General features: G+C 70.5%; 26 protein-coding genes and 1 tRNA gene. 15 read left to right on the top strand and 12 right to left on the bottom strand.

Features of this window, described 5'->3' with window-relative positions; genetic code table 11:
- Positions 1 to 84 precede the first annotated feature (84 nt).
- A complete protein-coding gene (locus ACGFNU_RS36665; RefSeq protein WP_392601168.1) occupies positions 85 to 924 on the top strand; it encodes an endonuclease/exonuclease/phosphatase family protein in 840 nt (279 codons plus the stop codon).
- On the opposite strand, the gene ACGFNU_RS36660 is transcribed toward ACGFNU_RS36665, so the two are convergent.
- Complete coding sequence (locus ACGFNU_RS36660; RefSeq protein WP_392601167.1) at positions 918 to 1,982, bottom strand: Gfo/Idh/MocA family oxidoreductase; 1,065 nt, start codon at positions 1,980 to 1,982, stop codon at positions 918 to 920. The genes ACGFNU_RS36665 and ACGFNU_RS36660 overlap by 7 nt on opposite strands.
- Before the next feature lie 155 nt (positions 1,983 to 2,137).
- On the opposite strand from ACGFNU_RS36660, the gene ACGFNU_RS36655 reads away from it, so the two are divergent.
- Together ACGFNU_RS36655 and ACGFNU_RS36650 are read left to right on the top strand one after the other, a co-directional pair.
- Positions 2,138 to 3,784: an FAD-dependent oxidoreductase gene (locus ACGFNU_RS36655; RefSeq protein WP_392601166.1), complete on the top strand. Its 1,647-nt coding sequence runs from the start codon at positions 2,138 to 2,140 to the stop codon at positions 3,782 to 3,784.
- Between the two features lie 103 nt (positions 3,785 to 3,887).
- Positions 3,888 to 5,294, top strand: coding sequence for an ATP-binding protein (locus tag ACGFNU_RS36650; protein WP_392601165.1), 1,407 nt, complete (start codon positions 3,888 to 3,890; stop codon positions 5,292 to 5,294).
- Between the two features lie 335 nt (positions 5,295 to 5,629).
- Here the strand turns inward: ACGFNU_RS36650 and ACGFNU_RS36645 are convergent, their stop codons facing one another.
- From ACGFNU_RS36645 to ACGFNU_RS36605, 9 genes are all read right to left on the bottom strand, one after another.
- Positions 5,630 to 5,992: a helix-turn-helix transcriptional regulator gene (locus ACGFNU_RS36645; RefSeq protein WP_392601164.1), complete on the bottom strand. Its 363-nt coding sequence runs from the start codon at positions 5,990 to 5,992 to the stop codon at positions 5,630 to 5,632.
- 226 nt (positions 5,993 to 6,218) lie between these two features.
- The gene (locus tag ACGFNU_RS36640) at positions 6,219 to 7,238 is read right to left on the bottom strand and encodes a coiled-coil domain-containing protein (protein WP_392601163.1); all 1,020 of its coding nucleotides are present in this window, start codon (positions 7,236 to 7,238) and stop codon (positions 6,219 to 6,221) included.
- Positions 7,239 to 7,450: 212 nt separating this feature from the next.
- Complete coding sequence (locus tag ACGFNU_RS36635) at positions 7,451 to 7,897, bottom strand: HNH endonuclease (protein ID WP_392601162.1); 447 nt, start codon at positions 7,895 to 7,897, stop codon at positions 7,451 to 7,453.
- A gap of 17 nt (positions 7,898 to 7,914) precedes the next feature.
- Positions 7,915 to 7,985 (bottom strand) — tRNA-Asn (locus ACGFNU_RS36630).
- Between the two features lie 118 nt (positions 7,986 to 8,103).
- On the bottom strand, positions 8,104 to 9,075 hold the full coding sequence (locus ACGFNU_RS36625; RefSeq protein ID WP_392601161.1) for a hypothetical protein: 972 nt from the start codon (positions 9,073 to 9,075) through the stop codon (positions 8,104 to 8,106).
- Positions 9,076 to 9,172: 97 nt separating this feature from the next.
- Positions 9,173 to 10,150 (bottom strand): GNAT family N-acetyltransferase, encoded by a 978-nt coding sequence (locus ACGFNU_RS36620; protein ID WP_392601160.1) that lies wholly within the window; start codon positions 10,148 to 10,150, stop codon positions 9,173 to 9,175.
- A gap of 80 nt (positions 10,151 to 10,230) precedes the next feature.
- The gene (gene meaB, locus ACGFNU_RS36615; protein ID WP_392601159.1) at positions 10,231 to 11,211 is read right to left on the bottom strand and encodes a methylmalonyl Co-A mutase-associated GTPase MeaB; all 981 of its coding nucleotides are present in this window, start codon (positions 11,209 to 11,211) and stop codon (positions 10,231 to 10,233) included.
- A gap of 7 nt (positions 11,212 to 11,218) precedes the next feature.
- The gene (gene scpA, locus ACGFNU_RS36610; RefSeq protein WP_392601158.1) at positions 11,219 to 13,429 is read right to left on the bottom strand and encodes a methylmalonyl-CoA mutase; all 2,211 of its coding nucleotides are present in this window, start codon (positions 13,427 to 13,429) and stop codon (positions 11,219 to 11,221) included.
- Positions 13,426 to 15,309: a methylmalonyl-CoA mutase family protein gene (locus ACGFNU_RS36605; RefSeq protein ID WP_392601157.1), complete on the bottom strand. Its 1,884-nt coding sequence runs from the start codon at positions 15,307 to 15,309 to the stop codon at positions 13,426 to 13,428. Before ACGFNU_RS36605 ends, scpA begins: the two co-directional genes overlap by 4 nt.
- Before the next feature lie 181 nt (positions 15,310 to 15,490).
- Here ACGFNU_RS36605 and ACGFNU_RS36600 point away from each other — a divergent pair, with 181 nt between their 5' ends.
- The 3 genes from ACGFNU_RS36600 to ACGFNU_RS36590 all read left to right on the top strand — a co-directional run bounded on the left by ACGFNU_RS36600 (position 15,491) and on the right by ACGFNU_RS36590 (position 18,105).
- Entirely contained in the window at positions 15,491 to 15,700 is a 210-nt protein-coding gene (locus ACGFNU_RS36600) for an HGxxPAAW family protein (protein WP_392601156.1), read from the top strand.
- A 124-nt stretch (positions 15,701 to 15,824) separates the two neighbouring features.
- Positions 15,825 to 16,910 carry a glutamate--cysteine ligase gene (locus tag ACGFNU_RS36595; RefSeq protein ID WP_392601155.1) on the top strand — a complete coding sequence of 362 codons (1,086 nt, stop codon included), beginning with the start codon at positions 15,825 to 15,827 and terminating at the stop codon, positions 16,908 to 16,910.
- Between the two features lie 7 nt (positions 16,911 to 16,917).
- Complete coding sequence (locus ACGFNU_RS36590) at positions 16,918 to 18,105, top strand: hypothetical protein (protein ID WP_392601154.1); 1,188 nt, start codon at positions 16,918 to 16,920, stop codon at positions 18,103 to 18,105.
- Here ACGFNU_RS36590 and ACGFNU_RS36585 read toward each other — a convergent pair.
- Positions 18,092 to 18,523, bottom strand: coding sequence for an ATP-binding protein (locus ACGFNU_RS36585; protein ID WP_392601153.1), 432 nt, complete (start codon positions 18,521 to 18,523; stop codon positions 18,092 to 18,094). The genes ACGFNU_RS36590 and ACGFNU_RS36585 overlap by 14 nt on opposite strands.
- 104 nt (positions 18,524 to 18,627) lie before the next feature.
- On the opposite strand from ACGFNU_RS36585, the gene ACGFNU_RS36580 reads away from it, so the two are divergent.
- Positions 18,628 to 19,707 (top strand): helix-turn-helix domain-containing protein, encoded by a 1,080-nt coding sequence (locus ACGFNU_RS36580; protein ID WP_392601152.1) that lies wholly within the window; start codon positions 18,628 to 18,630, stop codon positions 19,705 to 19,707.
- Complete coding sequence (locus tag ACGFNU_RS36575; protein ID WP_392601151.1) at positions 19,704 to 19,901, top strand: DUF397 domain-containing protein; 198 nt, start codon at positions 19,704 to 19,706, stop codon at positions 19,899 to 19,901. Before ACGFNU_RS36580 ends, ACGFNU_RS36575 begins: the two co-directional genes overlap by 4 nt.
- On the opposite strand, the gene ACGFNU_RS36570 is transcribed toward ACGFNU_RS36575, so the two are convergent.
- Positions 19,879 to 20,673 (bottom strand): maleylpyruvate isomerase family mycothiol-dependent enzyme, encoded by a 795-nt coding sequence (locus tag ACGFNU_RS36570; protein WP_392601150.1) that lies wholly within the window; start codon positions 20,671 to 20,673, stop codon positions 19,879 to 19,881. The genes ACGFNU_RS36575 and ACGFNU_RS36570 overlap by 23 nt on opposite strands.
- Before the next feature lie 101 nt (positions 20,674 to 20,774).
- Here ACGFNU_RS36570 and ACGFNU_RS36565 point away from each other — a divergent pair, with 101 nt between their 5' ends.
- The 7 genes from ACGFNU_RS36565 to ACGFNU_RS36535 all read left to right on the top strand — a co-directional run bounded on the left by ACGFNU_RS36565 (position 20,775) and on the right by ACGFNU_RS36535 (position 26,639).
- On the top strand, positions 20,775 to 21,434 hold the full coding sequence (locus ACGFNU_RS36565; protein ID WP_392601149.1) for a hypothetical protein: 660 nt from the start codon (positions 20,775 to 20,777) through the stop codon (positions 21,432 to 21,434).
- A gap of 11 nt (positions 21,435 to 21,445) precedes the next feature.
- Positions 21,446 to 23,281 (top strand): NAD(P)-binding protein, encoded by a 1,836-nt coding sequence (locus tag ACGFNU_RS36560; RefSeq protein WP_392601148.1) that lies wholly within the window; start codon positions 21,446 to 21,448, stop codon positions 23,279 to 23,281.
- Positions 23,282 to 23,285: 4 nt separating this feature from the next.
- On the top strand, positions 23,286 to 24,593 hold the full coding sequence (locus tag ACGFNU_RS36555; protein ID WP_392601147.1) for an oxalate oxidoreductase subunit alpha: 1,308 nt from the start codon (positions 23,286 to 23,288) through the stop codon (positions 24,591 to 24,593).
- Between the two features lie 32 nt (positions 24,594 to 24,625).
- Positions 24,626 to 25,714, top strand: coding sequence for a thiamine pyrophosphate-dependent enzyme (locus ACGFNU_RS36550; protein WP_392601146.1), 1,089 nt, complete (start codon positions 24,626 to 24,628; stop codon positions 25,712 to 25,714).
- A gap of 11 nt (positions 25,715 to 25,725) precedes the next feature.
- Complete coding sequence (locus ACGFNU_RS36545) at positions 25,726 to 25,995, top strand: hypothetical protein (RefSeq protein WP_392601145.1); 270 nt, start codon at positions 25,726 to 25,728, stop codon at positions 25,993 to 25,995.
- A 1-nt stretch (position 25,996) separates the two neighbouring features.
- The gene (locus tag ACGFNU_RS36540) at positions 25,997 to 26,281 is read left to right on the top strand and encodes a hypothetical protein (protein ID WP_392601144.1); all 285 of its coding nucleotides are present in this window, start codon (positions 25,997 to 25,999) and stop codon (positions 26,279 to 26,281) included.
- Positions 26,282 to 26,363: 82 nt separating this feature from the next.
- Positions 26,364 to 26,639: a hypothetical protein gene (locus ACGFNU_RS36535; RefSeq protein WP_392601143.1), complete on the top strand. Its 276-nt coding sequence runs from the start codon at positions 26,364 to 26,366 to the stop codon at positions 26,637 to 26,639.
- Positions 26,640 to 26,642: the final 3 nt, after the last annotated feature.

Here is a 26,642-nt window from a genome sequence, read left to right as displayed (position 1 = left end):
GAGGGTTGTTGCGGTGCGGACAATCCGGACGACCCGGACTCGATGGGTCTGGAACCCCGCGCCGGGCGGTGAAACGCTCATGGAATGGGCTACGACATCGACCAGCCGTACGGGCCGTTGATCGAGACCACGATGCGGGTGGCGACCTGGAACGTCTGGTCGCGGTACGGCCCGTGGCGCGAACGCGAACGGGCGATCCTCGACGTGCTCAAGACCGCGGCGGCCGACCTGGTGGTGTTCACCGAGGCCTGGGAGAGCGCCGACGACACCCAGGCCGAGCGGCTGAAGCACGCCCTCGGCCTGCCCCACCACGCGTTCCTCGGCGCGCCCGAGGACGGCTCGGAGGACGGCGGGATGTCGGGCATCCTGATCATGTCCCGCTGGCCGCTCTCCCTGGTGGGCCGGCAGCGGCTCGGCGACCAGGAGGGCTGGGACGCGGGGCTGGCGGTGTACGCGCGGGCGGACGGGCCGCGCGGGCCGGTGCACGTGTTCGGCGTCGGGCTCGGCTGGAAGCTCGGGCACAGCGTCCAGCGGCAGGGGCAGGTCCGCGACCTCGGCGCGTACGTGCGGAAGGTGGCCGACACCTCGGCGCCCGTCCTGCTCTGCGGCGACTTCAACGCCGGTCCGGACAGCGACGAGATCCGGATGCTCACCGGCCGCACCGCCGTGTCGGCCCCCGGCCTCGTCTTCTACGACGCGTGGGAGCTGGCGGGCAACGGCACGCCGGGGCACACCTGGACCAACGCGAACCCCTGGGCGCGCCCGGTGCTCTTCCCCGACCGCCGGATCGACTACGTCTTCTCCGCCTGGCCGAGAGCCCGCGGCGCCGGTCATCCCGTGCACTGTGAGCTGCTGGGCACCGAGCCGGTCGAAGGCGTCCTCCCGTCCGACCACTACGGGGTGCTGGCCGATCTGCGCTACTGAACCGGAGCCGGCTCGACGACCTCGCCGTCCCGGGCCGAGCGGAGGGCCGCCTCGATGATCTCCAGGCCGAGGACGGCGTCGGCGAGCGCGACCGGCGGCGGCGCCTCGCCGCGCACGGTCCGTCCGACCTCGGCGTAGAACTCCTGGTACGCGCCTCGTTCCGTGGGCTGGGCGCGCTCGTCACCGGGCGTGCCGATCAGCCCGTACGCCTCGGCCGGTGCGACGCCCCAGCCCTTGTCGCGCGGGGTCAGGCCCTCGCGCAGGGCGTCCTCCTGGCCGTCCAGCCCGTGGACCGTGTACGCGGCGCGGCCGCCGAGAACCCGGAACCGCGGCCCGAGCTGCGCCGCGGTCGCGCTCATCCACAGGTGGGACCGCACGCCACCCGCGTGGGTCAGCGCGACGAACGCGTCGTCCGGGGCCACCGCGCCCGCCCCCGCCCGGCGGACGTCGATCTCCGCGTACACCTGCCGGGGACGGCCGAAGAGATGGATCGCCTGGTCGATGAGGTGCGAGCCGAGGTCGTACAGGATCCCGCCGGCGTCCCTGGGGTCGTCGCTCTCCTTCCAGCCCTGCTTGACCTGGGGCCGCCACCGCTCGAAGCGCGACTCGAAGCGCTGCACGTCCCCCAGCGTGCCTTCCCTGATCAGCTTGGCGGCCGTCCGAAGGTCCCCGTCCCACCGCCGGTTGTGGAACGGGATCACCGGCAGCCCGCGGACGGCGCTCAGCGCGGCGAGCGACCGCGCCTCGTCCGCCGACGTCGCCACCGGCTTGTCGACGACCACCGGCATCCCGCAGCTGAGGGCCTCCCGGGCCAGCGGCACGTGCTGGCGGTTGGGCGCGGTCACCACCACCAGGTCGTACACCCCGGTGGCCTCCCACAGCCGGTCCGCGCTGTCCAGGACCTTCGCGTCCGGGTAGCGCTCGCGGACGGCCGCCTGGCGCTCGGGATTGGCGGTGACCACGGCCGCCAGCCGCATCCCGGGAACCGAGGAGATCAGCGGCGCGTGGAAAACCGAGCCGCCGGTACCGAAGCCGATCAGAGCAACACGCACGTCCATGCGTCGATCATGGCCGATGACACCTCCCGCGCCCGGCACCGGGGTCGCCCCGGCAAGGCCACCGTGGCCGGGGGGCTCCGCGCCGATGGTCAGGCGACGTAGGCTTTGACCGAATCGCGGAGCACGCGATCAGGAGAAGACCAGGGAGTTGGGTGTTGTCCAAGCCTGTGCTGCTGACCGTGGACGACGATCCCGGGGTGTCCCGGGCCGTGGCACGTGACCTGCGCCGCCGGTACGCCGAGACCTACCGGATCGTGCGCGCCGAGTCCGGTCCGCAGGCCCTCGACTCGCTGCGCGAGCTGCGGCTGCGCGGGGACGACACCGCCCTGCTGCTGGCCGACCACCGGATGCCCGAGATGACCGGCGTGGAGTTCCTGGAGGAGGCCATGGACCTCTTCCCGTACGCCCGCCGGGTGCTGCTGACGGCCTACGCCGACACCGACGCCGCGATCCGCGCCATCAACGTGGTGGACCTCGACCACTACATGCTCAAGCCCTGGAACCCGCCGGACGAGAAGTTCTACCCGGTGATCGACTCGCAGCTGGAGGCCTGGCTGCGGACCGAGCGGGCCACCCCCGGCGAGCTGCGCGTGGTCGGGCACCGCTGGTCCAGCCGCTCGTACCAGGTCCGTGACTTCCTGGCGCGCAACCAGGTGCCCTACACCTGGCTCCTCGACACCGCCCCCGAGGCCGCCGAGCTGCTCAAGGCCGCGGGCGACCCCGAGCTGCCGCTGGTCGTCACCGCCGACGGCACCACGCTCTCGGCCCCCACCGACGCCGAGCTGGCGGCGGCGGTCGGCCTGTCCACCTCCCCCGAGGCCGACTTCTACGACCTGGTCGTGGTGGGCGGCGGCCCGGCCGGGCTCGGCGCGGCGGTGTACGGGGCGTCCGAGGGCCTGCGCACCGTCCTGATCGAACGGCACGCCTCGGGCGGCCAGGCCGGCCAGAGCTCGCGCATCGAGAACTACCTCGGCTTCCCCGACGGCGTCTCCGGCGCCCAGCTCGCCGACCGTGCCCGCCGCCAGGCCGAGCGGTTCGGCGCCGAGCTGATCACCACCGGCAAGGTCGTCGGGCTGGAGACGCGCGGCCAGGCCCGGGTGGTCCGGCAGGCCGACGGCACCGAGATCGCCGCCCACGCGGTCATCCTGGCGACCGGCGTCTCCTACCGCTGGCTCGACGCGACGGGCCTGGACGCCCTGGTCGGCGTCGGCGTCTACTACGGCGCGGCGATGGCCGAGACGTCCAGCTGCACCGACGAGGAGGTCTACGTCGTCGGCGGCGCCAACTCGGCCGGGCAGGCGGCGGTCAACCTCTCCCGCGTCGCCAAGCACGTGCACATCCTCGTCCGGGCCGACGGCCTGGAGAAGTCGATGTCGCACTACCTGATCCAGCAGATCGCCGACATCCCCAACATCGAGGTCCACACCCAGACCACCGTCGTCTCCGGCGAGGGCACCGACCACCTGGAGCGGCTCACCCTCGCGGGCCCCGGCGGCGAACGGATCGTCGACGCGCACTGGCTCTTCGTCTTCATCGGCGCCGAACCCCGCACCGAATGGCTCGACGGCGTCGTCGAACGCGACGCGCGCGGCTACGTGGTGACCGGCCCCGACCTCGTCGCCGACGGCCGCCGCCCCGCCGGCTGGCCCGTCCACCGCCAGCCCTACCACCTGGAGACGAGCGTCCCCGGCGTCTTCGCCGCGGGCGACGTCCGGGCCGACTCGATGAAGCGAGTCGCCTCCGCGGTGGGCGACGGCGCCATGGCCGTAGCGCTGGTCCACCGCTACCTGGAGCAGTCATGACGTGCTCACGGTCGCGGCTCCGCCACTCCAGGCCATGGCGCATTGACGCCATGCCTTCCCTCGTCGCTCGTCCCTCCCTCCTCAGTCCAGACAAGGCGGCGCCATGACCACTGTCACGCCCGACGAACTGCGCGCGCTGTTCCTCTTCGAGCGCCTCGACGACGAGCAGCTGGCGTGGCTGTGCGAGTACGGCTCGGTGCGCGCGTACTCCGAGGGCGACATCGTCTGCGCGCAGGGCGAGCCCGCGGAGTTCCTCTTCGTCCTGCTGGAGGGGGAGGTCTCGCTCTCCCAGCTGATCCGGGAGCACCAGGCCGAGCTGACGCGCGGCTCCACGCCCGGGGTGTACGGGGGCGCCGTGATGGCGTACCTCAACGACCGGATCGAGCAGAAGTACGCGCACACGCTGCGGGCCACCCTGCCGACCCGCATGTTCGCCCTGCCGGCGCGCAAGTTCGGCAAGGCCGTCCGCGAGTGGTTCCCGATGGCGACGCACCTGCTGGAGGGCATCTTCTTCGGCATGAACAACGCCCGGCGGATCGTCGACCAGCGCGAACGGCTGACGGCGCTCGGCACCATCACCGCCGGCCTCACCCACGAGCTCAACAACCCGGCCGCGGCGGCCTCGCGCGCCAGCGCCGAGCTCGGCGACCGGCTCGTCTCCGCCCAGAAGCGCCTGGCCGAGCTCGCGGCCGCCGGCGTCGACTGCGAACGGCTCGGCAAGCTCGTCCACCTGCGCGAGCACCTCCGCGAGCCGCAGAGCCGCCCCCGCACGCCGCTGGAGATCAGCGACGCCGAGGACGAGCTCGGCGACTGGCTGGAGGAGCACGACGTCGACGGCGGCTGGGAGCTCGCCCCGGGCCTCGTCGCCGCCGGGCTGGGCGTGGCCGACGCGCAGGAGGTCGCGGCCGTGGCGGGCGACCGCCAGCTCCCGGCCGCGATGCGCTGGCTCGCGGAGGTCATCGAGGTCGGCCAGCTGCAGGCGGAGATCTCCGACGCCACCGGCCGCATCACCGCCCTCCTCGACTCGGCGCGCCAGTACTCGCAGCTCGACCGCGCCCCGCACCAGCGCGTCGACCTGCGCCAGCTGCTGGACAGCACGCTCACGATGCTGAAGCGCAAGATCGGCTCCAACGTCCAGGTGGTCACGTCGTACGACCCGGACCTGCCCGAGGTCCCGGTCTACGCCGCCGAGCTCAACCAGGTGTGGACGAACCTGATCGTCAACGCCCTCTACGCCATGAACGGCAAGGGCACCCTCACCATCAGGACGGCCAGGGAGAACGACCACGCCCTCGTGGAGGTCGCCGACACGGGCACCGGCATCCCGGAGGAGAACCTCGCCCGGGTCTTCACCCCGTTCTTCACCACCAAGCCGGTGGGCCAGGGCACGGGCCTGGGCCTCGACATCTCGTGGCGCATCGTCGTCGACCGCCACAACGGCGACATCCGCGTGGAGTCACAACCCGGCGACACCCGCTTCCAGGTGCTGCTACCCCTCACCGACACCTAGAACGCACCCAAGGCCGCCCGCCCCGCCGCGCCACTGCGCCGCGCCCTGGGCTACTCCCCTGCGATGTGCTCCGCTGCGCCGTACCGCGCTCCGCCGCGCCATGCTTCACCACGCCGTGGGCCGCACCGCTCCCGGCCCCTGCTGCACCGCACCCCCGCTGCGTTGTGCCTGGCCCCGGTTACACCGCGCCCTGGGCCGCACCGCTGCGCTGTGCTCCGCTGCACAGCGCCGTGGGCCGCACCGCTCCGCCGCGCCCTGGGCCACCCCTGCGCTGTGCCCCCGCTCCGCCGCGCCCTGCTGCACCGCGCCCCGTTGCGCCGTGTCCTGGGCCGCCCTTACCAAACGGCCGGGGAACGGCGGCGGGTGCAGGGGCGGTCAGTGGCGCCGGGGGGTCTGTCCCGCCGGGCCCGGGCGCGGCTCGGCGGCTGCTCGAAATCCCGCAGGAGCGCCCGCAGGTGGTTCTCGACCGCCGCCTCGGAGATCTCCAGGATCTCCGCGAGACGCCGGTTGAACCAACCGCGCACCAGGAGGCCGAGCACCTCCTGCTCGCGTGCGGTCAGCTCGGCCTGGTTGTGGCGCAGGACGCGCGCTTCCTCAGGCCCCGGCCCGTCCTCGTGCCACGGCGCGGGCAGGCCCCCGGCGCCGACGATGAGCCGTGTGAGCCGGACCAGCTGGTCGGCTGCCTCTCGTTCGGGCATGTTCATCGTGTACGTCACCCCCCGGTGTCGTCGGGCCCCCGCCCGAGACCTCTCAGGCCACCGCTCGACTACCGAGAGTCATTGGTGACCACGTTCTGGAGTTTAGGGTCTTTTCGAGGTCAACGACAGGTGTTCGACATGCAAAGCCGACCGAGGTGGACGGCCTTCCGGGCACCGCGCCTCGCGGCGCGGATCCGGGGAGGGGACTCCATGGCCGCGGGCAAGGTCAGAGGACTGAGACGTGGACGTGGTCGTAGTGGTTGGCGGTGATGCTGCCGCGGTCGGACATCGACTTCCAGCCGCCGCTGCCGCGCATGTCGTAGATGCGCTGGCGCCAGATCACGTACTTCACGCCGTAGCGGGAGGCGTTACTGATCACGAACTGCGCGACCGCGTCGCCGTGGGCGCGGGCGCCGGAGCTCGGCATCTTGCCGCCGGTGCTCTCCATGAAGTCGCACGCGGTGCCCGAGCCGTGGTCCTGCGGGTCGCCGGGGCGGGAGCAGCCGATCGCGGGGAACGGCCCGTACTTGCCGTCGATGGCCAGCATCAGCGTGCGCATTCGGCTCGTCATCGACGGGCCGATGAGCGGGGACTTGGTCTTGGGGGCGCCATCAGGGCGGCCGGGGGTGCCGGAGCCGCCGCTGGGGGTCTCGGGCTTGTACTTGGCGAGCAGCTTCTTGACCCGCGCCCGCTGCCCCTCCAGGTCGTCGATCTCCTTGCGGACGTCGGCCAGCTTGGCGGTCGCCGCCTGCCGCGACCGGGAGGCCTGGCTCGCGAGGGTCTCCAGGCTCTCGATGCGTCGCCCGGTGTTGCGGGAGAGGTGCTCGACCACGGTCATGTCCCGGATGGCCGACCTCGGATCACCGGAGGTGACCATGGGGATGGTGTCGAACCTGCCGCTCATGTACGAGGACGCGGCGAAACGGCTCAGGTCGGCCCGGGCCGTCTCGAAGTCACGGGTCAGCCTGTCGGCCTCCAGCCCGGCCCGCTCGGCGGCCTTCTTGGCCTGGTCGAGGGAGACGAGCTCACCGCGGTATTCCTTGTTGAGGGCGTCCGCGCGCTTCTTGAGCTTCGCGTACTCCTTCTTGAGGTCCTTGGGTTTCGCCGGGATGCCGGCGGCGCCGCTGGACGCCGGGGGCAACGCCGCGGAGACCGCCATGACCAGGGCGAGGGCCGCGCAGCGTCTGCGCAGCGAAGGTCCACCGGCGAAGCGTCGCTTCCTGCCGAGGGGGTCGTGGGCCGCCACCGATCTCCTCCGTATCATCCAGAAGATTGGCGGCACGCTACCACAATCGGCCAATTAGCCTCAGACGCTTCCCTAAACACATAGCGTCACACAGAAGCCACCGGATGGTGACTCTACCGGAAAAAGCCAGCCGGACCGCTCCAAATGGAGACGGTCCGGCAGGTGTGCGTCTCGAGGTCGGTGCCCGTGGCGGGCGGCTGGATTCGAGCGCGTCAGAGGCCGACGAGCTCTTCCCAGCGCGGGATGCGCAGCTCCAGGTGCAGCCGCATTCCCGCTTCCTCGGGCGTGCGGCTGCCCTTGCGGTTGTTGCACTTCCCGCAGGCGAGCACGGTGTTGTGCCAGGTGTCGGCGCCACCGCGCGACTGCGGAAGCACGTGGTCTATCGTGTGGCCGCGCTTTCCGCAGTAGCCGCAGAGCCCCTTGTCGCGCAGGTAGACGCCCCGCTTGCTCCATGGCGGGCGCCTGCCGTGTCTCCAGCGCATGGCGACGTACCTGACGAGCCTCAGCACCCGCGGCACGGGGAAGTGGCCGAACGTCCGGCCCTCCTCCGCCTCCTCCACGACTGCCACCCCGCGCACCAGCATGCGGATGGCATGCCGCAGGTCGACCTTCTGGAACGGCTCGTACGACGCGTTCAGGACGAGTACCGTCACCGCCACCACCTCCCCTCCTCCCGCTCCCCCGCCAGGATTCGAACCTGGATATCCGCATTAACAGTGCGGCGTTCTGCCTTTGAACTACAGAGGAATGACCAGACAATTCCTGGGGTTCCGGTTTTCCGTCACCACCATTAGGGTGCCCACCCGGCCTGACCCGGGCAACGGATTTTCGCGCCGGATTTCGAGCCGGTGCGGAAACAGTGCCGTCACGCGGACACCAGCTTGGGCATCGCCGCACCCGCTCTCCCCTCCCACCAGACCGGATCCCCGCGCCACGTAGGCGGCACGACCTCCACCCCCGCGTCGCACCCGGGACAGTCAGACACGGACTGCGCCAACCGCAATCGCAAGCGCCCCAACCCACTCGACCAGCCCGACTGACCCGCATCGTCCGCATGGCCTGCCTCGCCCGCATAGCCCGGGTCGCCCGCACGGCCTACCTCCCCCGCATCGCCTGTGTGGTCCGCTTGGTCTGCACGGATTGCTTGGTCTGGGCCGTTTGGATGACGCGGTTTGGCTGGGTAGGCCGGGTGGGCTCCCCAGAAGCGGAGGAGGTCGTCGGGGTCTAGCAGGTGGTTCCGGGAGAGGGCACCGTCGGACAGGAGCCTGAACGCTAGGGCGCGCAGGATGTTGGCCGCGGTGAGCATGTGGCCGTAGGGCACCTCGGTGGCCATGATCTCCGGCAGGCCGAAGCGGTGCATGCCCGCGGTGCCGGCTCGCACGCAGTGCTCGGCGTCGCGGCCCTCGGCGAGGGCCACGAAGACGCCGATCCACTCGTCGCCCAGGACGAAACGGTCGGGCTCCGTGGAGGTGGAGAGGAGCTGGCTGGAGTCGAGGTCGACCAGGTCGCCGCTCATCACGGTGGCGAGGACCCTGGCCACGAGGCGGGCCGCCTGGGCGTGCCGGGGCTGGTCTGAGGGCGCGGCCGTGGAATGGACGAGGATGTGGTGGCGGGCCTTGATCACACGTTGGAGGCCGTCAGGGACGCCGCCCAGGCGGAGAAGGCGAGGGCTCCAGCGGGTGGGTGCGGTGCTTGCAGCGTCGATGGTCAGCTGCGGTGAGCCCAGGAGGGCTCGGGCCGTCTGGGCTAAGGGGGTGTCGGGAAGGGCCTTGCGGAGATGGGCGAGGTCAGGGGTGGCGCTCTCGTCGGCCGCCACCAGGAAACGCGTCGTCACCATCGATACCTCCTACTTCGGCGGTCCGGGCGGACCGCGGGTAGGACCAGGTTCGATGACGGGCGGGGCCCGCGCACTAGAGCGGGATTCTGTGGATAACTCAGCCCGGGAGGTCGCCGGCGGCGGCCTGGTACTCGCGGGACTCGCACTGGCGGCGGAAGCCCAGTTCTTCGTTGACGGCCAGCATGTGCACGTTGTCGCCCGCGTTGTCGGTCTCGATCTCGCGGACCTCCGGGCGCTCCCGCCGCAGCCATTCGAGCATCGCCGCCTTGACCCAGATGCCCAGCCTGCGCCCGCGGTGCTCGGGGACGACGGCGGTGTCGTACTGGGCGGCGCGTTCCGGGCCCAGCGCGGGCACCACGATCTCGGTGAAGCCGGCGACGGTGGTGCCCTGGACGGCGGCGACCGTGTAGAGGTCGTCCCCTCGCTTGTTGACCATCTCGGCCATCTCGCGGACCCGGTCGGCGTCCCACGGCGCGCCCTCATAGGCGGACATGTCTGCCATCGCGTGCTTGGCGCGCGCCAGGGCGGCGGCGTACTCGTCGGGCACTACGCCCTGCCAGCGGACGAGGTCGTAGCCAGGCGGGCCCGCCGCCACGAGCGCGGCTACCCGTTCCGCCGGGACGTCGTCCAGGTGCAGCAGGAGCCCGCTCAGGGTCAGGACGCAGTGGAATCCATGCGACTCCAGAAACGGTATCGCCGGGGTGCCGGCAGATACTTGGGCCAGCACGCTCGTACGGCCGTCCCCGCGCAGGCCCTCGGCGGCCTCGGTGAGCAGGCGGGTGCCGATCCCGGCGCGGCGCCGCTCCGGCCGGACCCGGATGTCGATCTCGCCGGGCCGGTCGGCGCCGGGCTCCCCGGGCAGCCTGAGCGCGGCCACGGCGATCATCTCGTCGCCCTCCACGGCCGCCCAGAACCGCTGCCGGGAGCCCTGTTCGGCGCCCAGCAGCCAGGCGGCCGTGTGCTCCGGCCCGGGGGCGGGGTCCCCGGCCGGCTCCGCGCCGTGAACCGCGAGGAGCACGGCGTGCCACTGCCGGATCTGTTCGTCCGTCGGATCATCGACCACGATGACGTCCATCCGCCATTTGTAGCGGATTCCGAGCGGTCACGAGCCTCACCCGGCCTAACCCATGACCCGAATCCGGCCAGGATCCGCCCTCAAGGCCGCCGAGTGAACGCCGCGAGGATGGTTTCGGCCGCCAGAGCGGGGGTGAGCGTCCCCTCCGCGACCTGTGCCTCCAGGTCTGGGGCGGCCTCTCGTACGGCCGGGTGCTCGTGCAGTTCGGTCAGCAGCCGGTCGCGGACCATCGCCCACGTCCAGCCGATCTGCTGGCGGCGGCGGCGTTCGTCGAGCTCGCCGGTCTCCTTGAGGCGGTCCTGATGGTCGACGATGTGCTGCCAGATCGTGTCGAGGCCGGTGTTCTCCTTGGCGCTGCACGTCAGGACGGGGATGTCGCGCACGCGTTCGTCGCTGCGCAGGAGGCGGAGTGCGCCGGACAGCTCGCGGGCCGCCTTCTTGGCCTCCATCGCGTGCTCGCCGTCCGCCTTGTTGACGGCGATCACGTCGGCGAGCTCCAGGACGCCCTTCTTGATGCCCTGCAGCTGGTCGCCGGTGCGGGCGAGGGTGAGGAAGAGGAACGAGTCGACCATTTCGGCGACGGCGGTCTCCGACTGGCCGACGCCGACCGTCTCGACGAGGACGATGTCGTATCCGGCCGCCTCCATCACCACCATCGCCTCGCGGGTGGCCTTGGCGACACCGCCCAGCGTCCCGGCGGTCGGCGAGGGCCGGATGAAGGCGTCCGGGTCGACGGCGAGGCGGTTCATGCGCGTCTTGTCGCCGAGGATGCTGCCGCCCGTGCGGGTGGAGGACGGGTCGACGGCGAGCACCGCCACCTTGTGCCCGTCCGTGGTGAGGGCGGTGCCGAGCGCGTCGATGAACGTGGACTTGCCGACGCCGGGCACGCCGGTGATGCCGACCCGCCGGGCCCCTCCGGCGTGCGGCGTCAGCTCGACCAGGAGGCGCTGGGCGAGCTCCCGGTGGTCGGGGCGGCTGGACTCCACGAGCGTGATCGAACGCGCGATCCACGCCCTGGAGCCCTCCCGCACCCCCTTGACGTAGTCGTCGAGTGAGTTCACGTCCGGCTCACGCGGCGTGTCCCAGCTTGGCCGACAGCTCCTCCAGCAGGCCGAGCGCCGCGTCCGCGAGGACGGTGCCGGGCGGGAAGATCGCCGCGGCCCCGGCGGCGCGGAGCTCGTCGAAGTCCTGCGGCGGGATGACGCCGCCGACGACGATCATGATGTCGTCGCGGCCCAGGGCGGCGAGCTCCTCGCGCAGCGCGGGCACGAGGGTCAGGTGCCCGGCGGCGAGCGAGTTGACGCCGACGATGTGCACGTCGGCCTCGACGGCCTGGCGGGCGACCTCGCCGGGGGTCTGGAACAGCGGGCCCACGTCCACGTCGAAGCCGAGGTCGGCGAAGCCGGTGGCGATGACCTTCTGGCCGCGGTCGTGGCCGTCCTGGCCCATCTTGGCGACCAGGATGCGCGGCCGCCGCCCCTCGGCCGCCTCGAACCCGGCGGTCGCGGCACGGGCCTTCTCGATGGCGCTCACCTGGCCTGCCTCCTCCCGGTACACGCCAGAGATCGTACGGATCTGCGCGGCGTGCCGCCCGTACACCCGTTCCAGCGCGTCGGAGATCTCGCCTACGGTCGCCTTGGCGCGGGCGGCGTCGATGGCGAGCGCGAGCAGGTTGTGGGCGAGGTCGTCGGGACGTGTGCCGTCCTCTGCGGCCTGCGCGGCGTTGCTGAGCGCCGCCAGGGCCGCCCGCGTGCCGTCCTCCGAACGTTCCTCGCGCAGGCGCCGCAGCTTCTCGATCTGCTGGGCGCGCACCGACGCGTTGTCGACCTTGAGGACCTCGATCTGCTCGTCGGCGTCCGGGCGGTACTTGTTGACGCCGATGACCGGCTGGCGGCCCGAGTCGATGCGCGCCTGGGTGCGGGCGGCGGCCTCTTCGATGCGCAGCTTGGGGAGTCCCTCGTCGATGGCCTTGGCCATGCCCCCGGCCTCTTCGACCTCTTCGATGTGGGCCCACGTACGCCGCGCCAGGTCGTAGGTGAGGCGTTCGACGTAAGCGCTGCCGCCCCAAGGGTCGATGGTGCGGGTGGTACCGGACTCCTGCTGGAGCAGCAGTTGCGTGTTGCGGGCAATGCGGGCGGAGAAGTCCGTAGGCAGCGCGAGTGCCTCGTCCAGGGCGTTGGTGTGCAGCGACTGGGTGTGGCCCTGCGTCGCCGCCATCGCCTCGATACAGGTACGCGCGACGTTGTTGAAGACGTCCTGCGCTGTCAGCGACCACCCCGACGTCTGCGAGTGGGTGCGCAAGCTGAGCGACTTCGCGTTTTGCGGATCGAACCGTTTGACCAGCTTGGCCCACAGCAACCGTGCCGCGCGCAGCTTGGCGACCTCCATGAAGAAGTTCATGCCGATCGCCCAGAAGAACGACAGCCGCGGCGCGAACGCGTCGATGTCGAGACCCGCCTCCCGGCCCGCCCGGATGTACTCGACGCCGTCGGCGAGTGTGTAGGCCAGCTCCAGGTCGGCCGTGGCCCCGGCCTCCTGGATGTGGTAGCCGGAGATCGAGATCGAGTTGTACTTCGGCATGCGCTGCGACGTGAACGCGAAGATGTCGGAGATGATCCGCATCGACGGCGACGGCGGGTAGATGTAGGTGTTGCGGACCATGAACTCTTTGAGGATGTCGTTCTGGATGGTCCCGGCCAGCTGCTCGGGCGCCACCCCCTGCTCCTCGGCGGCGGCGATGTAGAGCGCGAGGACGGGCAGCACCGCGCCGTTCATGGTCATCGACACGCTCATCTCGTCCAGCGGGATGCCGTCGAAGAGCTGCCGCATGTCGTAGATCGAGTCGATCGCGACCCCGGCCATGCCGACGTCGCCCGCCACACGCGGGTGATCGGAGTCGTAGCCGCGGTGCGTGGCCAGGTCGAACGCGACCGACAGGCCCTTCTGCCCTGCGGCGAGGTTGCGCCTGTAGAACGCGTTGGACTCCTCGGCGGTGGAGAACCCCGCGTACTGGCGGATCGTCCATGGCTGCGTCGCGTACATGGCGGGGTACGGGCCGCGCAGGTACGGGGCGATGCCGGGATAGGTGTCGAGGAAGTCCAGCCCGGCGAGGTCGTCGCCGGTGTAGAGGGGCCGGACGCCGATGCCCTCGGGCGTGTCCCACGTCTGGGCGTCCGGGTCCTGCCCGGTCGCCTCGGTGACGGCCGCGCGCCACCGCTTGGCGGCGTCGTCGGCGGAGCCCGGCGCCCCGAGCTCGATCTCGGCGAAATCGGGGATCATCGGCTGCTCACTCCCAGATCGGTGCCCACTCCAGCATCGGTGCCCACTCCGACATCACGGAGGGTGGTCTCCAGTACCTCGACCGTGTCGCATCCGGCGAAGACGTGCGCGTCCACCCCGTCATAGGTTCCCTTGCCCGCGAGCCAAACTTTGACCGCGCCCGCGTCCTTCAGCGTCCGTGCGGCATCTTCCGCCTGCTCGGCGTACAACTTGTCACTGGAGCAGAGGCAGACGACCTTCGCGCCGCTATCGGCGAAGTCTTCAGGTGGCCCGCTGACGGTCTCAATGCCGCCTGCCTGGAAGAGATTGGCGGCGAACGAGGCGCGCGCGGTGTGCACGGCGATCGGCCCTAGCGTGGCCAGAAAGACCTTGGGACGGGCACCGGTCGCCTCGGCGTGCGCGTCCGATCGGTCCCGCAGGGTCTCGAAGTCTTGCGCGTACCGCACTTGCGGAAGCCCGCCGTCCGGCTGATCGGGGGCCGGCTCTCGCTGCGGCAGCTTCTCGTTGATGTTGGGGAACTCGCTGACTCCGGTGAGCGGTGCCTTCCGGCGCGCGAGGTCCTTGCGGCGGCGCGCCCAGGTCGCGGCCAGGCGGTCGGCGATCAGCCCCGAGCCGAGCGCCGCGGCCGCTCCCCCGGCCTTCTCGATCTCGGTGAACCACGTCCACGCGGCCTGCGCGAGCTCCTCGGTGAGCCGCTCCACGTACCAGGAGCCGCCCGCCGGGTCGACCACGCGCGCCAGGCTCGACTCCTCCAGGAGCAGCGTCTGGGTGTTGCGCGCGATCCGCCGGGCGAAGTCGTCGGGCAGCCCGAGCCTGGCGTCGAACGGCTGGACGGTGACCGCGTCGGCGCCGCCCACCCCGGCCGCGAACGTCGCCACGGTGGTGCGCAGCATGTTCACCCACGGATCGCGGCGGGTCATCATCGCCGACGACGTGACCGCGTGGATCTTCATGACCGTGCCCTCGGCGGCCCCGCTCACCTCGGCGACCCGCTGCCACAACCGCCGCGCGGCGCGCAGCTTGGCGATCGAGAGGAACTGGTCGGCGTTGACCGCCAGCCGGAACTCCAGCTGCCCGAACGCCTCGTCGACGCTCAGCCCCGCCTCGGTGAGCGTTCGCAGGTAGGCGACCCCGGCGGCCACGGCGGCGCCGAGCTCTTCCGCGTCGCCGCCGCCCGCGTCGTGGTAGACGGTGCCGTCCACGGTGATCGCCCGCAACCTGGGGAACTCCCGGACGCATCGCGCGGCCAGCTCAGCGGCCCATCCCAGGGCCACGTCAGGTCCACCGGCGCGCGCCCTCAAGCCCAGCGGATCGGCTCCCAGGTTGCCGGAGACCTCCGCCGCATTGCCATTCTCCTTGGCCAGCGCGAGGAAAACTTTGGCTGCCTCAACGGTGTCGCCGCCCGCGTCCAGGACAATCGGTGCCAGGTCGAGGAACACGCCGTCCAGCGCCCGGGACAGCGCCGCCACAGGCAGGCCTCCCGCGCCGAGCGTGAGCCATACCGACGTCGCGCCGTTCTCAAGGTCGGCGAGGATCGCCTTCCGCGTGACGGCGGGATCAGGATGGACGTGGCGCTGCCGTACGTCCCAGCCCGCCAGGCCCTCGCCCTCTGGACGCACCTCGCGCACGTACGGGGCCAGCCCGGGGCGGCCTGGCGCGGTGTCGTCCCCGGTGTAGGTGTCGTCCCCGGTGTAGAGGGCGGCGATCGGGACGCCGTCATAGGAGTCGCGGGTCAGCAACCCCTCGATCTCGTCCAGGGGCGTGTCGTCGGCCGCTGCGCCGGACTTGCGCAGCACACCCTTCACCATCTCCCGCCACCGGTCCCGCTCAGCCGGAGGGAAGGCGGCGGCCAGGTCGAGTTCTTCAGGCGGCACCGTCATGGCAGGGATGGTAAGCGAGCGCGTACTTGTCATTGCGAGTGGGGTCCCCTTGACCAGCCAGTCTATGACGTACGCCACAATGCCCGGACAACCCGGGCCCTAACCCCGGATCAGGCTCGGGCACGCCCGTTGCTAAGGTTCTCGGCGGCAGGGTCCGTTGACGAACTAAGAGGTAGCACGCATGTCGAGTGGAAGCCACGCGGGACGGCCGAAGTCCTGGGTAGCGGTGACGATCATCTTCATCGGTTTCGCCATCGGCGGCGTGGCGCTCGTCCTCGGCCCGAACTGGCCAATGTTCTGGGGCGGCTCGGCGATCGTGCTGGCCGGCTGCGCGGTCGCCTGGGCCGTCGACATCATGACCGACGTCGTCGTGGACGAACCGCGGCACTGACGATCTCCGGCCGCCCGCGCCCGTCATGATCTTCTCCGGGCCCGGGCGGCTGGCGAAGCCCTTTCCCACCACGTAACGTCGTGAGGGCGTGGCCGCCTACGGCGACCGGAGCAGAGGTGGTGGGATGGCCCTCAGATTCGGCGTCGAAGAGGAGTATTTCGTCGTCGACCCGATGTCGCGGCGGGTGGTCCCCCGCGCCCCGGCGGTCGTCGCGCGCGCGTCCGCCGGCCTCGGCGACCGCGTCTCCACCGAGCTGGTCGCCTCCTCGGCCGAGGCGAAGACCTCGCCCTGCGACGACCTCACCAAGCTCGACGAGCAGATCCGGTCGATGCGCGCCACGATGGCGTCCGCCGCCGCCACCGAAAACACACTCTTGGTCGCGACAGGCACCCCTGTCCTAGGCGACCCGATCCCGCCGCCCATCAGCCAGGGCCCCCGCTATGCCGACAGCCTCGCGCACTACCGAGCGCTAGACGACGATATGAGCATCTGCTCTTGCCACGTCCACGTAGGCATAGCCGACCGCGCCCTGGCCGTCGAAGTGAGCAACCACCTTCGCCCCTGGCTCCCCACCCTCCTCGCACTCTCGGCCAACTCCCCCTACTGGGCGGGCCGCGACACGGGCCACGTCTGCTGGCGGGTGATGGCCTGGGCGCGCTGGCCCGTCGCCGGGCCGCCCCCCTGCTTCCGTTCCCTGGCCCACTTTGACGAGACCGTGGAAAAGCTCCTCGACTGCGGCGCCCTCATGGACCCGGCGACCCTCTTCTGGGACGTCCGCCCGTCCACCCGCTTCCCGACCATCGAGATACGACTCGCTGACGTCGCATTGACCGCGGACGACGCCGTGCTCTTCGCCGCCCTCGTCCGTGCCCTCGTCCAGCAGTCGGTCACCGCCATCGAGGGAAACGCCCCCACCCCCGACCCCCAACCCGAGATCCTGCGCGCCGCCTACTGGCTCGCGGCCCGCGACGGCCTCTCCGGCAAGGGCATCAATCCGTTCACCGGCAAACCCGCCGCCCAGCGCGACCTGGCCACCGCCCTCCTCACCCACGTCCACGACGCCCTTGAGGACAACGGCGACCTCGACTACGCGACCACCGGCCTGCGGCGCCTCCTGACCACGGGCACAGGCGCCGACCACCAACGCGCCGCCTACCGCCACCGAGAACGCCTGACCGACGTAGTAGACCAAGCCGCCCTCACCCCCTAAAAACCAGATGACATTCGATCCGGCGAAATTCACCAGCTCGTGGCGTGAAGAATCTTTAGCCCGGGTCTGCGAGCTTGAAATTCTTGTCTGCTCCATGCGCGATAAAGAGAACATCACGGACGAGAAATTGCTGCGCGGAGCCGAGAAGGAACTTGGCCGCGTGCGCGAGGCCCTGGAGCAGCGTGGCTTGCTGAGGAGGCTGAACGGGTCAGCAGTCCAACGGGTGCACGCCCATCTGGACGCGGCCGAGGTATTCGTCCTCCGGGCCGCGCCGGCAGAGTACGTCAATGGCCAGACAGCGGCACTTGTCAGCTACATCCGGCAACACCTCGTGCCGAGCGATCCGCGATGCGTGGACCTGGATCTGGCGCTGGAAGCAGAGCGGATGTCGGCGCACACCGCTCCGGCGGCCCGCACCTCAACTCCCCCGCCCCAGCCGCCTTACAAAGAGCAACTGATCTCCGCAGTACATGGAGCGATGGCCGAGGCCCGCAACGAGCAGATGCGCCTACGCAGCTTCCGCAATCTTCTCCTGCTCTCCGCGCTTGTGCTGTTGCTCCTGGCAGCTGGACTCTGCGTATTAGGGTCGATCACGCCGGAGAAATTGCCGGTGTGCTTCCAGCCGACAAAGGTCGAGCCCGGAGCAACTAAGTCGACCTCGCTGGTCGTCTGCCCGACGGATCAGTCCCCCCTGCCGTCCCCGGAGAAGCTGGACACGGTCATGGTCGGCACGGTAAACGCTTGGGACGTTCCGCTGATCGAGCTCCTGGGTCTGGTCGCCGGAGCAGTCGCCTCCGCCACCGCACTTCGCAAAGTTCGCGGCACCAGTACTCCCTACAGCCTGCCCGCCACCCTGGCGTTCCTCAAACTGGCGCTGGGAACGCTGACCGCACTGCTGGGCTTGCTGCTGCTGAGCGGCGAATTCGTCCCCGGGCTCAGCGCCCTCGACAGCTCCGCACAGATCATCGCGTGGGCAGTGATCTTCGGATACTCCCAGCAAGCCTTTACCCACGTCGTCGACCGGAAGGCGCAAAGCCTTCTGGAGGATGTCGGTGGTGCGGAGCAGCGGGAACGTCACAAAGCAGCGTCACAGCGACCATTGACACCCAAGCCGCCGCCTCCTGCCAAGCCTGGGAGATGGCAGCGTGTCAGGCGATGGATGGGGACGCCGTTGAAGGCCCTTATGCGGCGGTGACCCAGGAGACGCCGAACACCGCCGTGACGGTACGGGCCTGCTCGTTGCCGAACCAGCCCCATCCCGTGGCCAGGGTGGAGATCGTCCGCAGCCCTCGCCCAGACTCGGCGTACTCGTCCGCGTCGACGACGGCGGGCTCGGTCGGGCCGCCCTCGTCTCTCACGCCGACGACGATGGCGGCCTCCCTGCGTCCGATCTCGACCGTGAACGTGCCGCCGGGAGAGCCCGACTTGGTGTGCCGCAGCGCGTTGACCACCATCTCGTCGGTGGCCAGCAGCACATCGTCGAGCAGGTCGCAGCCGTCCAGCAGCGCCGCGACGAAACGACGGGCGGCCGCGGCCTGAACGGTCTCACCGGGGAACGACCGCCGCCAGAGCAGCGCGGCGGGGTCGGGGGCGAACAGCATCGCAAGGGACATCGGGGCACCTCGGGGGAAGACGGGAGTCGAATCAAGCGGTCCTGCCGCTCGTTCTCAAGCCCATCGTCATCGCGAGGAGGCTTTCGCGCCTGAAGAACCGCCCAATGAGGCCATCCGACGGCGAATCAGGGCGAGCGCGGATCGGTGCCACCAACTCCGGGTGGGCAAAAGTCGCGGCCCCAAATTTCGCAGCCCCGAATATCTGCCACGTTCGGCAATCCCGTTGCACACCCCGGGCCGGTCGCGCAAAGTTATTGATCCGCACGCAGCGCGACCAACGGCTCGTCAAGGGAAGAGGTGCCATGCCCAGCGCCTACATCCGCCGACGGCAACTCGCCGTCGAGCTTCGCAAGATCCGCGACGAGCGCGACCTGACCGTCGACGGTCTGGCGCGGCTCATCCACCAGTCCCCGTCAAAGATCACCCGGCTGGAGAACGGGCAGATGCGCCCGGACCTGCACGACATCCTGAACATGCTCGAGACCCTCGACATCACCGGTCGCCAGCACGACAAGGTATTCCAGCTCGCTCGAGAAGCCGCCGAAAAGGGATGGTGGGACCGCTACGGGATGTCCATGGGACCGCGCCAGAAACTCGCCGCCGATCTCGAACACAGCGCCGAGACCATTCGCAGCTACGACCAGACCGCGATGCCGGGAGTCCTGCAGAGCCCCGAGTTCATCACAGCTTTGATCGAGCTCGACCGGTGCCAGGGAAAGATCGACTACGACCCGGCACGGATGGCCGACGCCCGCGCGAACCGGCAGCGCGAACTGCTCCGCCCCGACGGTCCTTCCTACGAGGCCGTGCTGGACGAGTGCGTGATCCACCGGCTGGCCGTGCCGCCAGAGGCCATGGCGACCCAGCTTCGGCGCCTGACGACCGCGGTCTCCGCAGAGGGACGAATCACCGTCCGCATCCTCCCCCACGACGCTCGCATAGAGGGCGGTTTCCTCCCCAAGTCCTCGTTCCACATCTACACGTTCGCCGATCCAACCGACCCGGCAGTGGTGGTGGTCGACGGTGTCACCACTGACCTCGTTCTCACTCAACGCAAGGAAGTCGCGCGGTATACCGGTATGTACGACCGCCTCCGGGAAGCCGCACTGTCCCCCGGCGACAGCATCGCCTTTCTCGACCGGGTGGCCGATCGGCTGACCGAACAGGCAGGATCGGAAACATGACCAAGCATTACTCCGGCTGGCGCAAGTCACGCCGCAGCGAGCCCAACGGGCACTGTGTCGAAGTTGGGCAGGCCACGGACGGCACCATCGGCATCCGCGACAGCAAGCAGGGCGGCACCGGCCCGATCCTGGAGCTCACCGCCGCCGAATGGGCGTCGTTGACGAGGGCGGTCATACCGGAGGGACGAGGGTGAAGTAGCGATCTGGCAATTGGGGGTCGCCGTCCACTTCGAGTTGGTCGGCGGGCAGTCTTTGCCAGAGGAAGAGCATCAGGTCTGACGCTGTGCCGGTCAGTTCGACGTCGCAGGGGCCTGTGTCTTGGTCGATGTGGATGTTGGCGGCTTCGAAACGTACGCGCAGGTCGGTGGGGCCGTCGGTCTGGCGGAAGCGGTAACTCTCTCCTGAGCCGGGCGGTGCCTGCGTCCAGGCTCGCCGGGCCGGCGCCATGACCTCGAACGTCTGGCGGACGGCGTCGGCTGCCGGCGCGGCGTCGATCGGCTGGGCCGTTCCGATGGCGTTCTCGGCGTCCCAGCGGTGTACGGCGGCTTCGATGCTCTGCATGCGCTGCCAGAATCCGACGGTCTGCTCTGTGGACCAGGTCCAGACGGCCGTGTCGGGGTCACTGGTTGCAAGAAGCGACTCCAGGACGGCGGCGCCCTCCGCGAACCAGTCGATCAGGCCTTCCGGCACCGGTCCGTGATGGGGCGCGCGCTCCGGCCGCGGCCAACCGCGCACGTCCGCGGGCAAGCTGAGCAGGCTGAGGTCGGAGGGGTCCGGAGGTTTCTGCAGTCGTCCCTCGATGACGTGGGACAGGTAGCGGTGCACCCCGCCCAGGTGAAGGACCAGATCCGCCATCGACCAGCCGGGGCAGGACGGGATCAGGGGCGCCGGGGAGGGGCCGATGGTGGAGCGGGCCGCTGCCTCGAACGCCAGCACCTCGCGATGGAACTGGGAGACGTAGTCCATCCCCTCACCCTGCCACGTTGATTTTTGGGGGTTGTCATCCCTTGGTGTCGGTATACGATGTCCTGTATCCCGGCGACGGTATACCGATCTAGGGAGGCCTCGTGTACCACGAGCTCACCGTCTGGTCTCGGGGGATCATCATGGACAAGGAGGCGCGCGACGTCTCCTCGTGCGTCGCCGCGACGGCGCGGTCCCTGGGCTACCACGCGGAGAACGTCAGCGACTACGTCGACGACCCCGACAGGACCAACTGCCTCGTCCGCCGGTACGCGCGGCTGGCGGACCAGCCGATCGAGGATCGGTTCGTCTACGAGAACCCGCACCCCGACTGGGTGGTGCTGATCGAAGAGACCATCGTCAAGGCCGTCAACTTCTTCCGGGGCACCCGGCCCGGTGAGGGTGTGCTGGTCGTCAACTCCGCGCGGGAGCCTGAATATCTGCTGAAGTTCCTGCCGGAGCACATGCTGGACAAGCTCGCCAAATTGGTGGTCGTCGACGCCGTGGGGCTCGCCGAGCAGCGAGGGTCGAGTCCGTGGATGTTCGTCCGCGACCTGTCGGAGCTCGCGTTCGACCGCATGTCCACCGAGGGCGCGGTGGAACGGCTGGCGATCGGCATGGGCGTCGCCGCCCCGGTGCTGGGCGCCTTGGTCGCCGAGACGGGGGTTCTGCCGATCGAGGCGGTGGCGGACGTCGTCGCCGACCGTGAGGCTCTGCTGCGCGGCGCCGACCAGTACCGCGTCCTTTCCCGTTCCGCCGTCTGAGGAGGGCTCCCATGTCCGTCCGTGGCACCCGGGTCCCGGCGCATCTGCGACTCCCCATCGCCGGAGTGACCCCGCCGCCCACCGAGGAGGAGGGGCAGCGGCTCTTCCCCACCGGCAACTTCCGCTCGTTCCGGCCCGTGTACAAGGACAAGACTCCGCCGTGCAACAACGCCTGCCCGACCGGCGAGCAGATCCAGAAGTACCTCGACTACGTCAAGCACGAGCGGTACCTGGACGGGTACCTGACCATTCTGGAAGACAACCCGATGCCGTCGGTGACCGGCCGCGTCTGTTACCACCCGTGCGAGACGGCTTGCAATCGGGGGTTCCATGACGAGCCGATCGGGATCCGGAGCGTGGAGCGGTTCCTGGGCGACTTCGGATTGCAGCTGGCCGAGAATCCGGTTGCCGTGCCCCCGCTGTCCGGGCGGCGCGTCGCCATCGTGGGGTCCGGTCCGGCGGGCCTGGCCTGCGCGTACCACCTGCGGCGGCGCGGGCACTCGAGCGTGATCTACGAGGCGCTGCCCCGGCCCGGCGGGATGCTCCGGGCCGGGATCCCGCATTGGCATCTGCCCGAAGAGATCCTTGATGCCGAGATCGCCAAGATCGAAGGGCTGGGCGGGATCGAGATCCGCTGCGGCGTACGGGTCGGTGAGGGGGTGTGCGTCGACGATCTGGTGAACGACTATGACGCCGTCTTCCTCGGCCTCGGCCAGGACGTGGGACGGCGGCTCGGTATCGAGGGCGCCGACCTGCGCGGGGTCGTCGGGGCGATGGAGTTCCTGCGCGAGGCCGGGCTGAACCGGCCGGTCAAGGTCGGCCGCGAGGTGCTGGTGGTCGGCGGCGGCAACACCGCGTCCGACGCCGCCCGCTCGGCCATCCGGCTCGGCGGCGGCGAGGCGACCATCGTGTCGCTGGAGTCGCCGGACGAGCTGCTGATCGTCCAGGAGGATCTGGAGCAGGGCCGCGAGGAGCGGGTGCGGTACGCCACCAACACCGCGGTCGCCCGCGTCCTCGGCGAGGACGGCGTGGTCACCGGCGCCGTGCTGTGCGACGCGCGGCTGACCAAGGACGAGGCCGGACGCGTCGTGCCCGAGATGATCCCCGGCACCGAACGCGAGGTCGCCTGCGACACCGTGATGGTGGCGATCGGTCAAGTGCAGCAACTGGATTGGCTAGCACCCGAGATGGTCGAGAACGGTCTGGTGAAGAGCGACGGATACGGCCGGGCCGGGTCCACCGTGTTCGTCGGCGGGGACGTGGCGCGCGGGCCGTCCATGGTGGTGGACGCGCTCGGCGACGGCAAGCGGGCCGCGCTCAACATCGACGCCCTGCTGCGCGATGCCGGGCCCGAGGAGCCCGAGCCGGTCGAGATCATGCCCTACGAGCGGCTGAACACCGCGTACTTCCCCAAGGCACCGCGCATGGAGGCGCCGGTGACCCCGCCCGAGGAGCGCCGGAGGGGGCAGAAGGTCGAGGTCACCCTCGCCTACAGCCGCGAGGAGGCGGTGGCCGAGTCTGACCGGTGCATGAGCTGCGGCGTCTGCAACGGCTGCGACAACTGCTATCTCGTCTGCCCCGACGTCAGCGTGATGCGCGGTGCCCGGGAGAACGGCGAGTACGAGATCCGGCTGCCGTACTGCAAGGGCTGCCTGGTGTGCGTGCAGGAGTGCCCGACCGGCTGCCTGGAGAAGGCGCCCGAGATGGACTTCGACGAGCCGGACGCGGTGGTCCGCATGGAGACCGCGTTCGCCACCCACGACGGCGCGCACGCCGAGCAGTCCCCGCCGATCGCCCGCCTCATCGAGGAGCAGACCGCCGCCTACGACGCCGCCCGGAAGGTGTGAGCCGATGACGACCATTCGCGAGGCCCCTCCCGCCGAGGTGACGACCGTCCACGCGAACGGGCCCGCCTGGCTGGCACGGGGCGAGCGCACCCCCGAGGGCGAGGCGTTCCTGCGGAACGCCGCGGGCACCCGGGTGCGGCTGAACGGCTGCGCGGCGGCGGCGTACGGCGCGCTGTACGCCAACGTCGACGTGGTCACCGCCTACCCGATCCGCCCGTACACCGCGATCATGATGAACCTGGCGCAGTTCATCGCCGACGGCGTCCTGGACGCCGAGTACCTGCACGCCGACGGCGAGCACGCCCAGCTCTCGGCCGCGTTCGGCGCCGGGTCGTGCGGGGCTCGGGCGTACACGGGCTCGTCCGGCGTCGGGGTGACCTACGGGTACGAGATGTACTCGATCACCTCGGGCGCGCGGATCCCGATCCAGATGGCGATCGCCGACCGCACCCTCGACCCGCCCGGCGACTTCGGCTCCGAGCACACCGACGCGCTGTGCACCCGCGACATGGGCTGGCTGCTGGGCTGGGCGGCGACCCCGCAGGAGGTCTTCGACAAGACGCTGATCGGCTACGCCATCGGCGAGGACCCGCGGGTGCTGCTGCCCCAGATGATCGTCCAGGACGGCTACTTCGTCTCGCACATCGCCGGCGAGGTGGAGATGCCCTCGGCCGAGCAAGTGGACCGCTACCTGCCGCCGTACAACCTGCCGTTCCCGCTCAACCCGCGGCACCCGGTGTCGCACGGCGCGCAGATCCACCCGGCGCAGGGGCCGCCGTTGCAGCTGGAGCGGGCGCGGGCGATGGAGACGGCCATTCCGGTCATCCGTCGGCGCACCGATGAGTTCGCCGAGGTGTTCGGCCGCCGCTACGCCCACTTCGTCGAGGAGTACCTGCTGGACGACGCCGAGATCGCGTTCGTCATCTCCGGCGGGCACTCGGTGACGTGCCGGGCCGCGATCCAGCGGCTGCGGGCGCGGGGCGTCAAGGCGGGCATGGCGCGGCTGATGTGGGTCCGGCCGTTCCCCACCGAGGATCTGCAGAAGGCGCTGCGCGGGGTGAAGGCCGTCGGCGTCGTGGAGACCAACCTGGGGCTCGGCGGCGCCAGCTACGGCGGCATCCTGTCGCTGGACGTGACGACCGCGCTGTTCCACTCCCCCCACGGCCGGCCGCTGGTCACCTCGTTCATGGCCGGGCTGGGCGGCGAGACCGTGCCCATCGCCGAGTTCGACTGGATGGCCGGAAAGCTCGCCCAGGCCCAGGAACGCGGCGCCGTCGAGAAGCCCACCCACTGGGTCGGGTTCGAGGACTGAACCAGAGGAACCAAACCCGAGGACTGAGCCGTATGCACGAGGTCATCAGGCAGCATCTGCCGCTGTTCGACGAGCAGGGCCGCTCCGCCGCCGTCCCCGACGAGGACGGCCGGGACCTGCACTACCTCCCCGATCTCCCGGGCGAGGACCCCTACCAGGCGGGGCACCGCACCTGCGCGGGCTGCGGCCCGGCGATCGAGTACCGCTGGACGCTCAAGGCGGCCGGCGAGGACACGATCCTGGCGGGCCCCACCGGATGCATGTACGTCGCCAACTCCACCTACCTCTGCACCCCCTACACCGTGCCGTGGGCGCACACCCCGATCGCCAGCGGCGGCTCGTTCACCTCGGGCATGGCGGCGGCGTACGAGGCGATGATCCGGAAGGGCCGGTACGACGGCCCGTACCCGAACCTCATCGTGATGGCCGGCGACGGGTCGGCCTCCGACATCGGGCTCGGGTCGATCTCCGGCGCGCTGTACCGGAACCACGACGCGCTGTTCGTCTGCTACGACAACGAGTGCTACGCCAACACCGGCATCCAGACCTCACCGACCACCCCGTACGCCGGGATGACGACGTTCACCCCGTTCGGGACGAAGATCCCCGAGGGGAAGACGCTGCCGCCCAAGAACCTGGCCAGGATGATGGCCGAGGGCCATCCGCACTGCTACGTGGCGACCACCACGGTCGGCTACCCCGTCGACGTGATGAACAAGACCCGCAAGGGGCTCAACCTGCGGGGCGCGGCGTTCCTGCACTGCTTCACGCCGTGCCAGAAGGGCTGGGTCTACCAGACGTCGATGACCGTCGAGATCGGCCGCCGGGTGGTGGAGGCGGGCCTGTTCCCGGTGTGGGAGTACGACCCGGAGACGCGCGAGTACTCCTACTTCCACCCGCCGGCGCAGCGGCCGGTCACCGACTACCTGGCGATGCAGGGCCGGTTCGGGCACATGCTGCCCGAGCACGTCGCGCGGATGCAGCGGTCCGCCAACCAGAACTGGGTGGACATCGGCATGGACGTGCCCGACGAGCTCATCGACCTGGAAGACCCTGAACGGCACGCGCGCCTCAAGGAGGAGAACTACGCGATGCCGCTCAACCGGGGCATCGGCGCCTAGGAGGACCGGCGATGTACCAGCTGCGCTTCGACGGCGGGCGGCAGCAGCGCTACCTGCCCGATCACGGGTCGGTCCTGCGGTACGTGCTGCGGATCGGCCCGCACGCCGCGGACACGAGATTCGAGGTGTGGGCGGAAGGGGCGCCGGTCCGGCTGGCCGACGGATCACCGGGCGGGCGCACGTTCGAGCTGGCCGAGGTCATCGACGTCGGCGCGCCCGGAAGCTACACCCGCCTCCGCGCCCGTCTCGGCGGCGGCACGGCTCGTCCCGGAGGTGACTGACGTGGCGCGCGACGGTGAGGACGGGCCGCCCGGCCGGGTGCCGCGGCTGCTGCCGCTCTCGGTCGGCCCGTCCCGGTCCCGCGACCAGGACGCGCTGCGCGAGGCCGTCGTGCAGATCATCGGGCATCTGGTGGTCGAGGCGGTGCCGCCCGGCCGCCGGCACCGGCTGTTCGACCACGGCCGGGACCTGCTGGAGGAAGCCGGCTGGGGCCTGGACGAGCTGGTCGCCGCCGCCGAGGACGGCCCGGCCCGGCGCGAGCTGTTCCAGATCCTCGGCCTGTCCTGACCCGTGCCCCTCCCGCGCATGCCCGTCCCGCGCGGGTCAGTTCCGCGCGGGCGCAGGCATCACCGTCGGCGGGAGGCCCGCAATGAACCGCGACCGTTTTCCCTACGAGCTGCGGCTGCCGCTCGCCCCCTACCGCTTCGAATGGCAGGGGGACGCGGCCGTCGCCGCCGAGAGGAACCAGACCGCGCTCTACACCGAGGAGCGCTACACCCACCAGGACGGGACCGTCGTGATCATCCGCGCGTACGGCGCCGACGGCTCCCTGCACGTTCTCTCGGACAGGGCCGAGATCGAGCTGATCGACAACGCGAACGATCCGGGGGCGCCCGATCCCGTCAGCCTCGTCCGGCTGCCCTAGCGC

Origin of the sequence: Spirillospora sp. NPDC048911 (genome assembly GCF_043198015.1) — a bacterium.
Classification (GTDB): Bacteria; Actinomycetota; Actinomycetes; order Streptosporangiales; family Streptosporangiaceae; genus Spirillospora.
This window is presented reverse-complemented; position numbering and strand designations above follow the sequence as displayed.

Excerpts from the sequence above, each read along its gene's own strand:
- ACGFNU_RS36665 (WP_392601168.1), top strand. The coding sequence starts at position 85 with ATGGGCTACGACATCGACCAGCCGTACGGGCCGTTGATCGAGACCACG.
- ACGFNU_RS36660 (WP_392601167.1), bottom strand. The coding sequence starts at position 1,982 with ATGGACGTGCGTGTTGCTCTGATCGGCTTCGGTACCGGCGGCTCGGTT.
- ACGFNU_RS36650 (WP_392601165.1), top strand. The coding sequence starts at position 3,888 with ATGACCACTGTCACGCCCGACGAACTGCGCGCGCTGTTCCTCTTCGAG.
- ACGFNU_RS36645 (WP_392601164.1), bottom strand. The coding sequence starts at position 5,992 with ATGCCCGAACGAGAGGCAGCCGACCAGCTGGTCCGGCTCACACGGCTC.
- ACGFNU_RS36625 (WP_392601161.1), bottom strand. The coding sequence starts at position 9,075 with ATGGTGACGACGCGTTTCCTGGTGGCGGCCGACGAGAGCGCCACCCCT.
- ACGFNU_RS36620 (WP_392601160.1), bottom strand. The coding sequence starts at position 10,150 with ATGGACGTCATCGTGGTCGATGATCCGACGGACGAACAGATCCGGCAG.
- scpA (WP_392601158.1), bottom strand. The coding sequence starts at position 13,429 with ATGATCCCCGATTTCGCCGAGATCGAGCTCGGGGCGCCGGGCTCCGCC.
- ACGFNU_RS36605 (WP_392601157.1), bottom strand. The coding sequence starts at position 15,309 with ATGACGGTGCCGCCTGAAGAACTCGACCTGGCCGCCGCCTTCCCTCCG.
- ACGFNU_RS36600 (WP_392601156.1), top strand. The coding sequence starts at position 15,491 with ATGTCGAGTGGAAGCCACGCGGGACGGCCGAAGTCCTGGGTAGCGGTG.
- ACGFNU_RS36595 (WP_392601155.1), top strand. The coding sequence starts at position 15,825 with ATGGCCCTCAGATTCGGCGTCGAAGAGGAGTATTTCGTCGTCGACCCG.
- ACGFNU_RS36590 (WP_392601154.1), top strand. The coding sequence starts at position 16,918 with ATGACATTCGATCCGGCGAAATTCACCAGCTCGTGGCGTGAAGAATCT.
- ACGFNU_RS36585 (WP_392601153.1), bottom strand. The coding sequence starts at position 18,523 with ATGTCCCTTGCGATGCTGTTCGCCCCCGACCCCGCCGCGCTGCTCTGG.
- ACGFNU_RS36580 (WP_392601152.1), top strand. The coding sequence starts at position 18,628 with ATGAGGCCATCCGACGGCGAATCAGGGCGAGCGCGGATCGGTGCCACC.
- ACGFNU_RS36575 (WP_392601151.1), top strand. The coding sequence starts at position 19,704 with ATGACCAAGCATTACTCCGGCTGGCGCAAGTCACGCCGCAGCGAGCCC.
- ACGFNU_RS36570 (WP_392601150.1), bottom strand. The coding sequence starts at position 20,673 with ATGGACTACGTCTCCCAGTTCCATCGCGAGGTGCTGGCGTTCGAGGCA.
- ACGFNU_RS36560 (WP_392601148.1), top strand. The coding sequence starts at position 21,446 with ATGTCCGTCCGTGGCACCCGGGTCCCGGCGCATCTGCGACTCCCCATC.
- ACGFNU_RS36555 (WP_392601147.1), top strand. The coding sequence starts at position 23,286 with ATGACGACCATTCGCGAGGCCCCTCCCGCCGAGGTGACGACCGTCCAC.
- ACGFNU_RS36550 (WP_392601146.1), top strand. The coding sequence starts at position 24,626 with ATGCACGAGGTCATCAGGCAGCATCTGCCGCTGTTCGACGAGCAGGGC.
- ACGFNU_RS36545 (WP_392601145.1), top strand. The coding sequence starts at position 25,726 with ATGTACCAGCTGCGCTTCGACGGCGGGCGGCAGCAGCGCTACCTGCCC.
- ACGFNU_RS36535 (WP_392601143.1), top strand. The coding sequence starts at position 26,364 with ATGAACCGCGACCGTTTTCCCTACGAGCTGCGGCTGCCGCTCGCCCCC.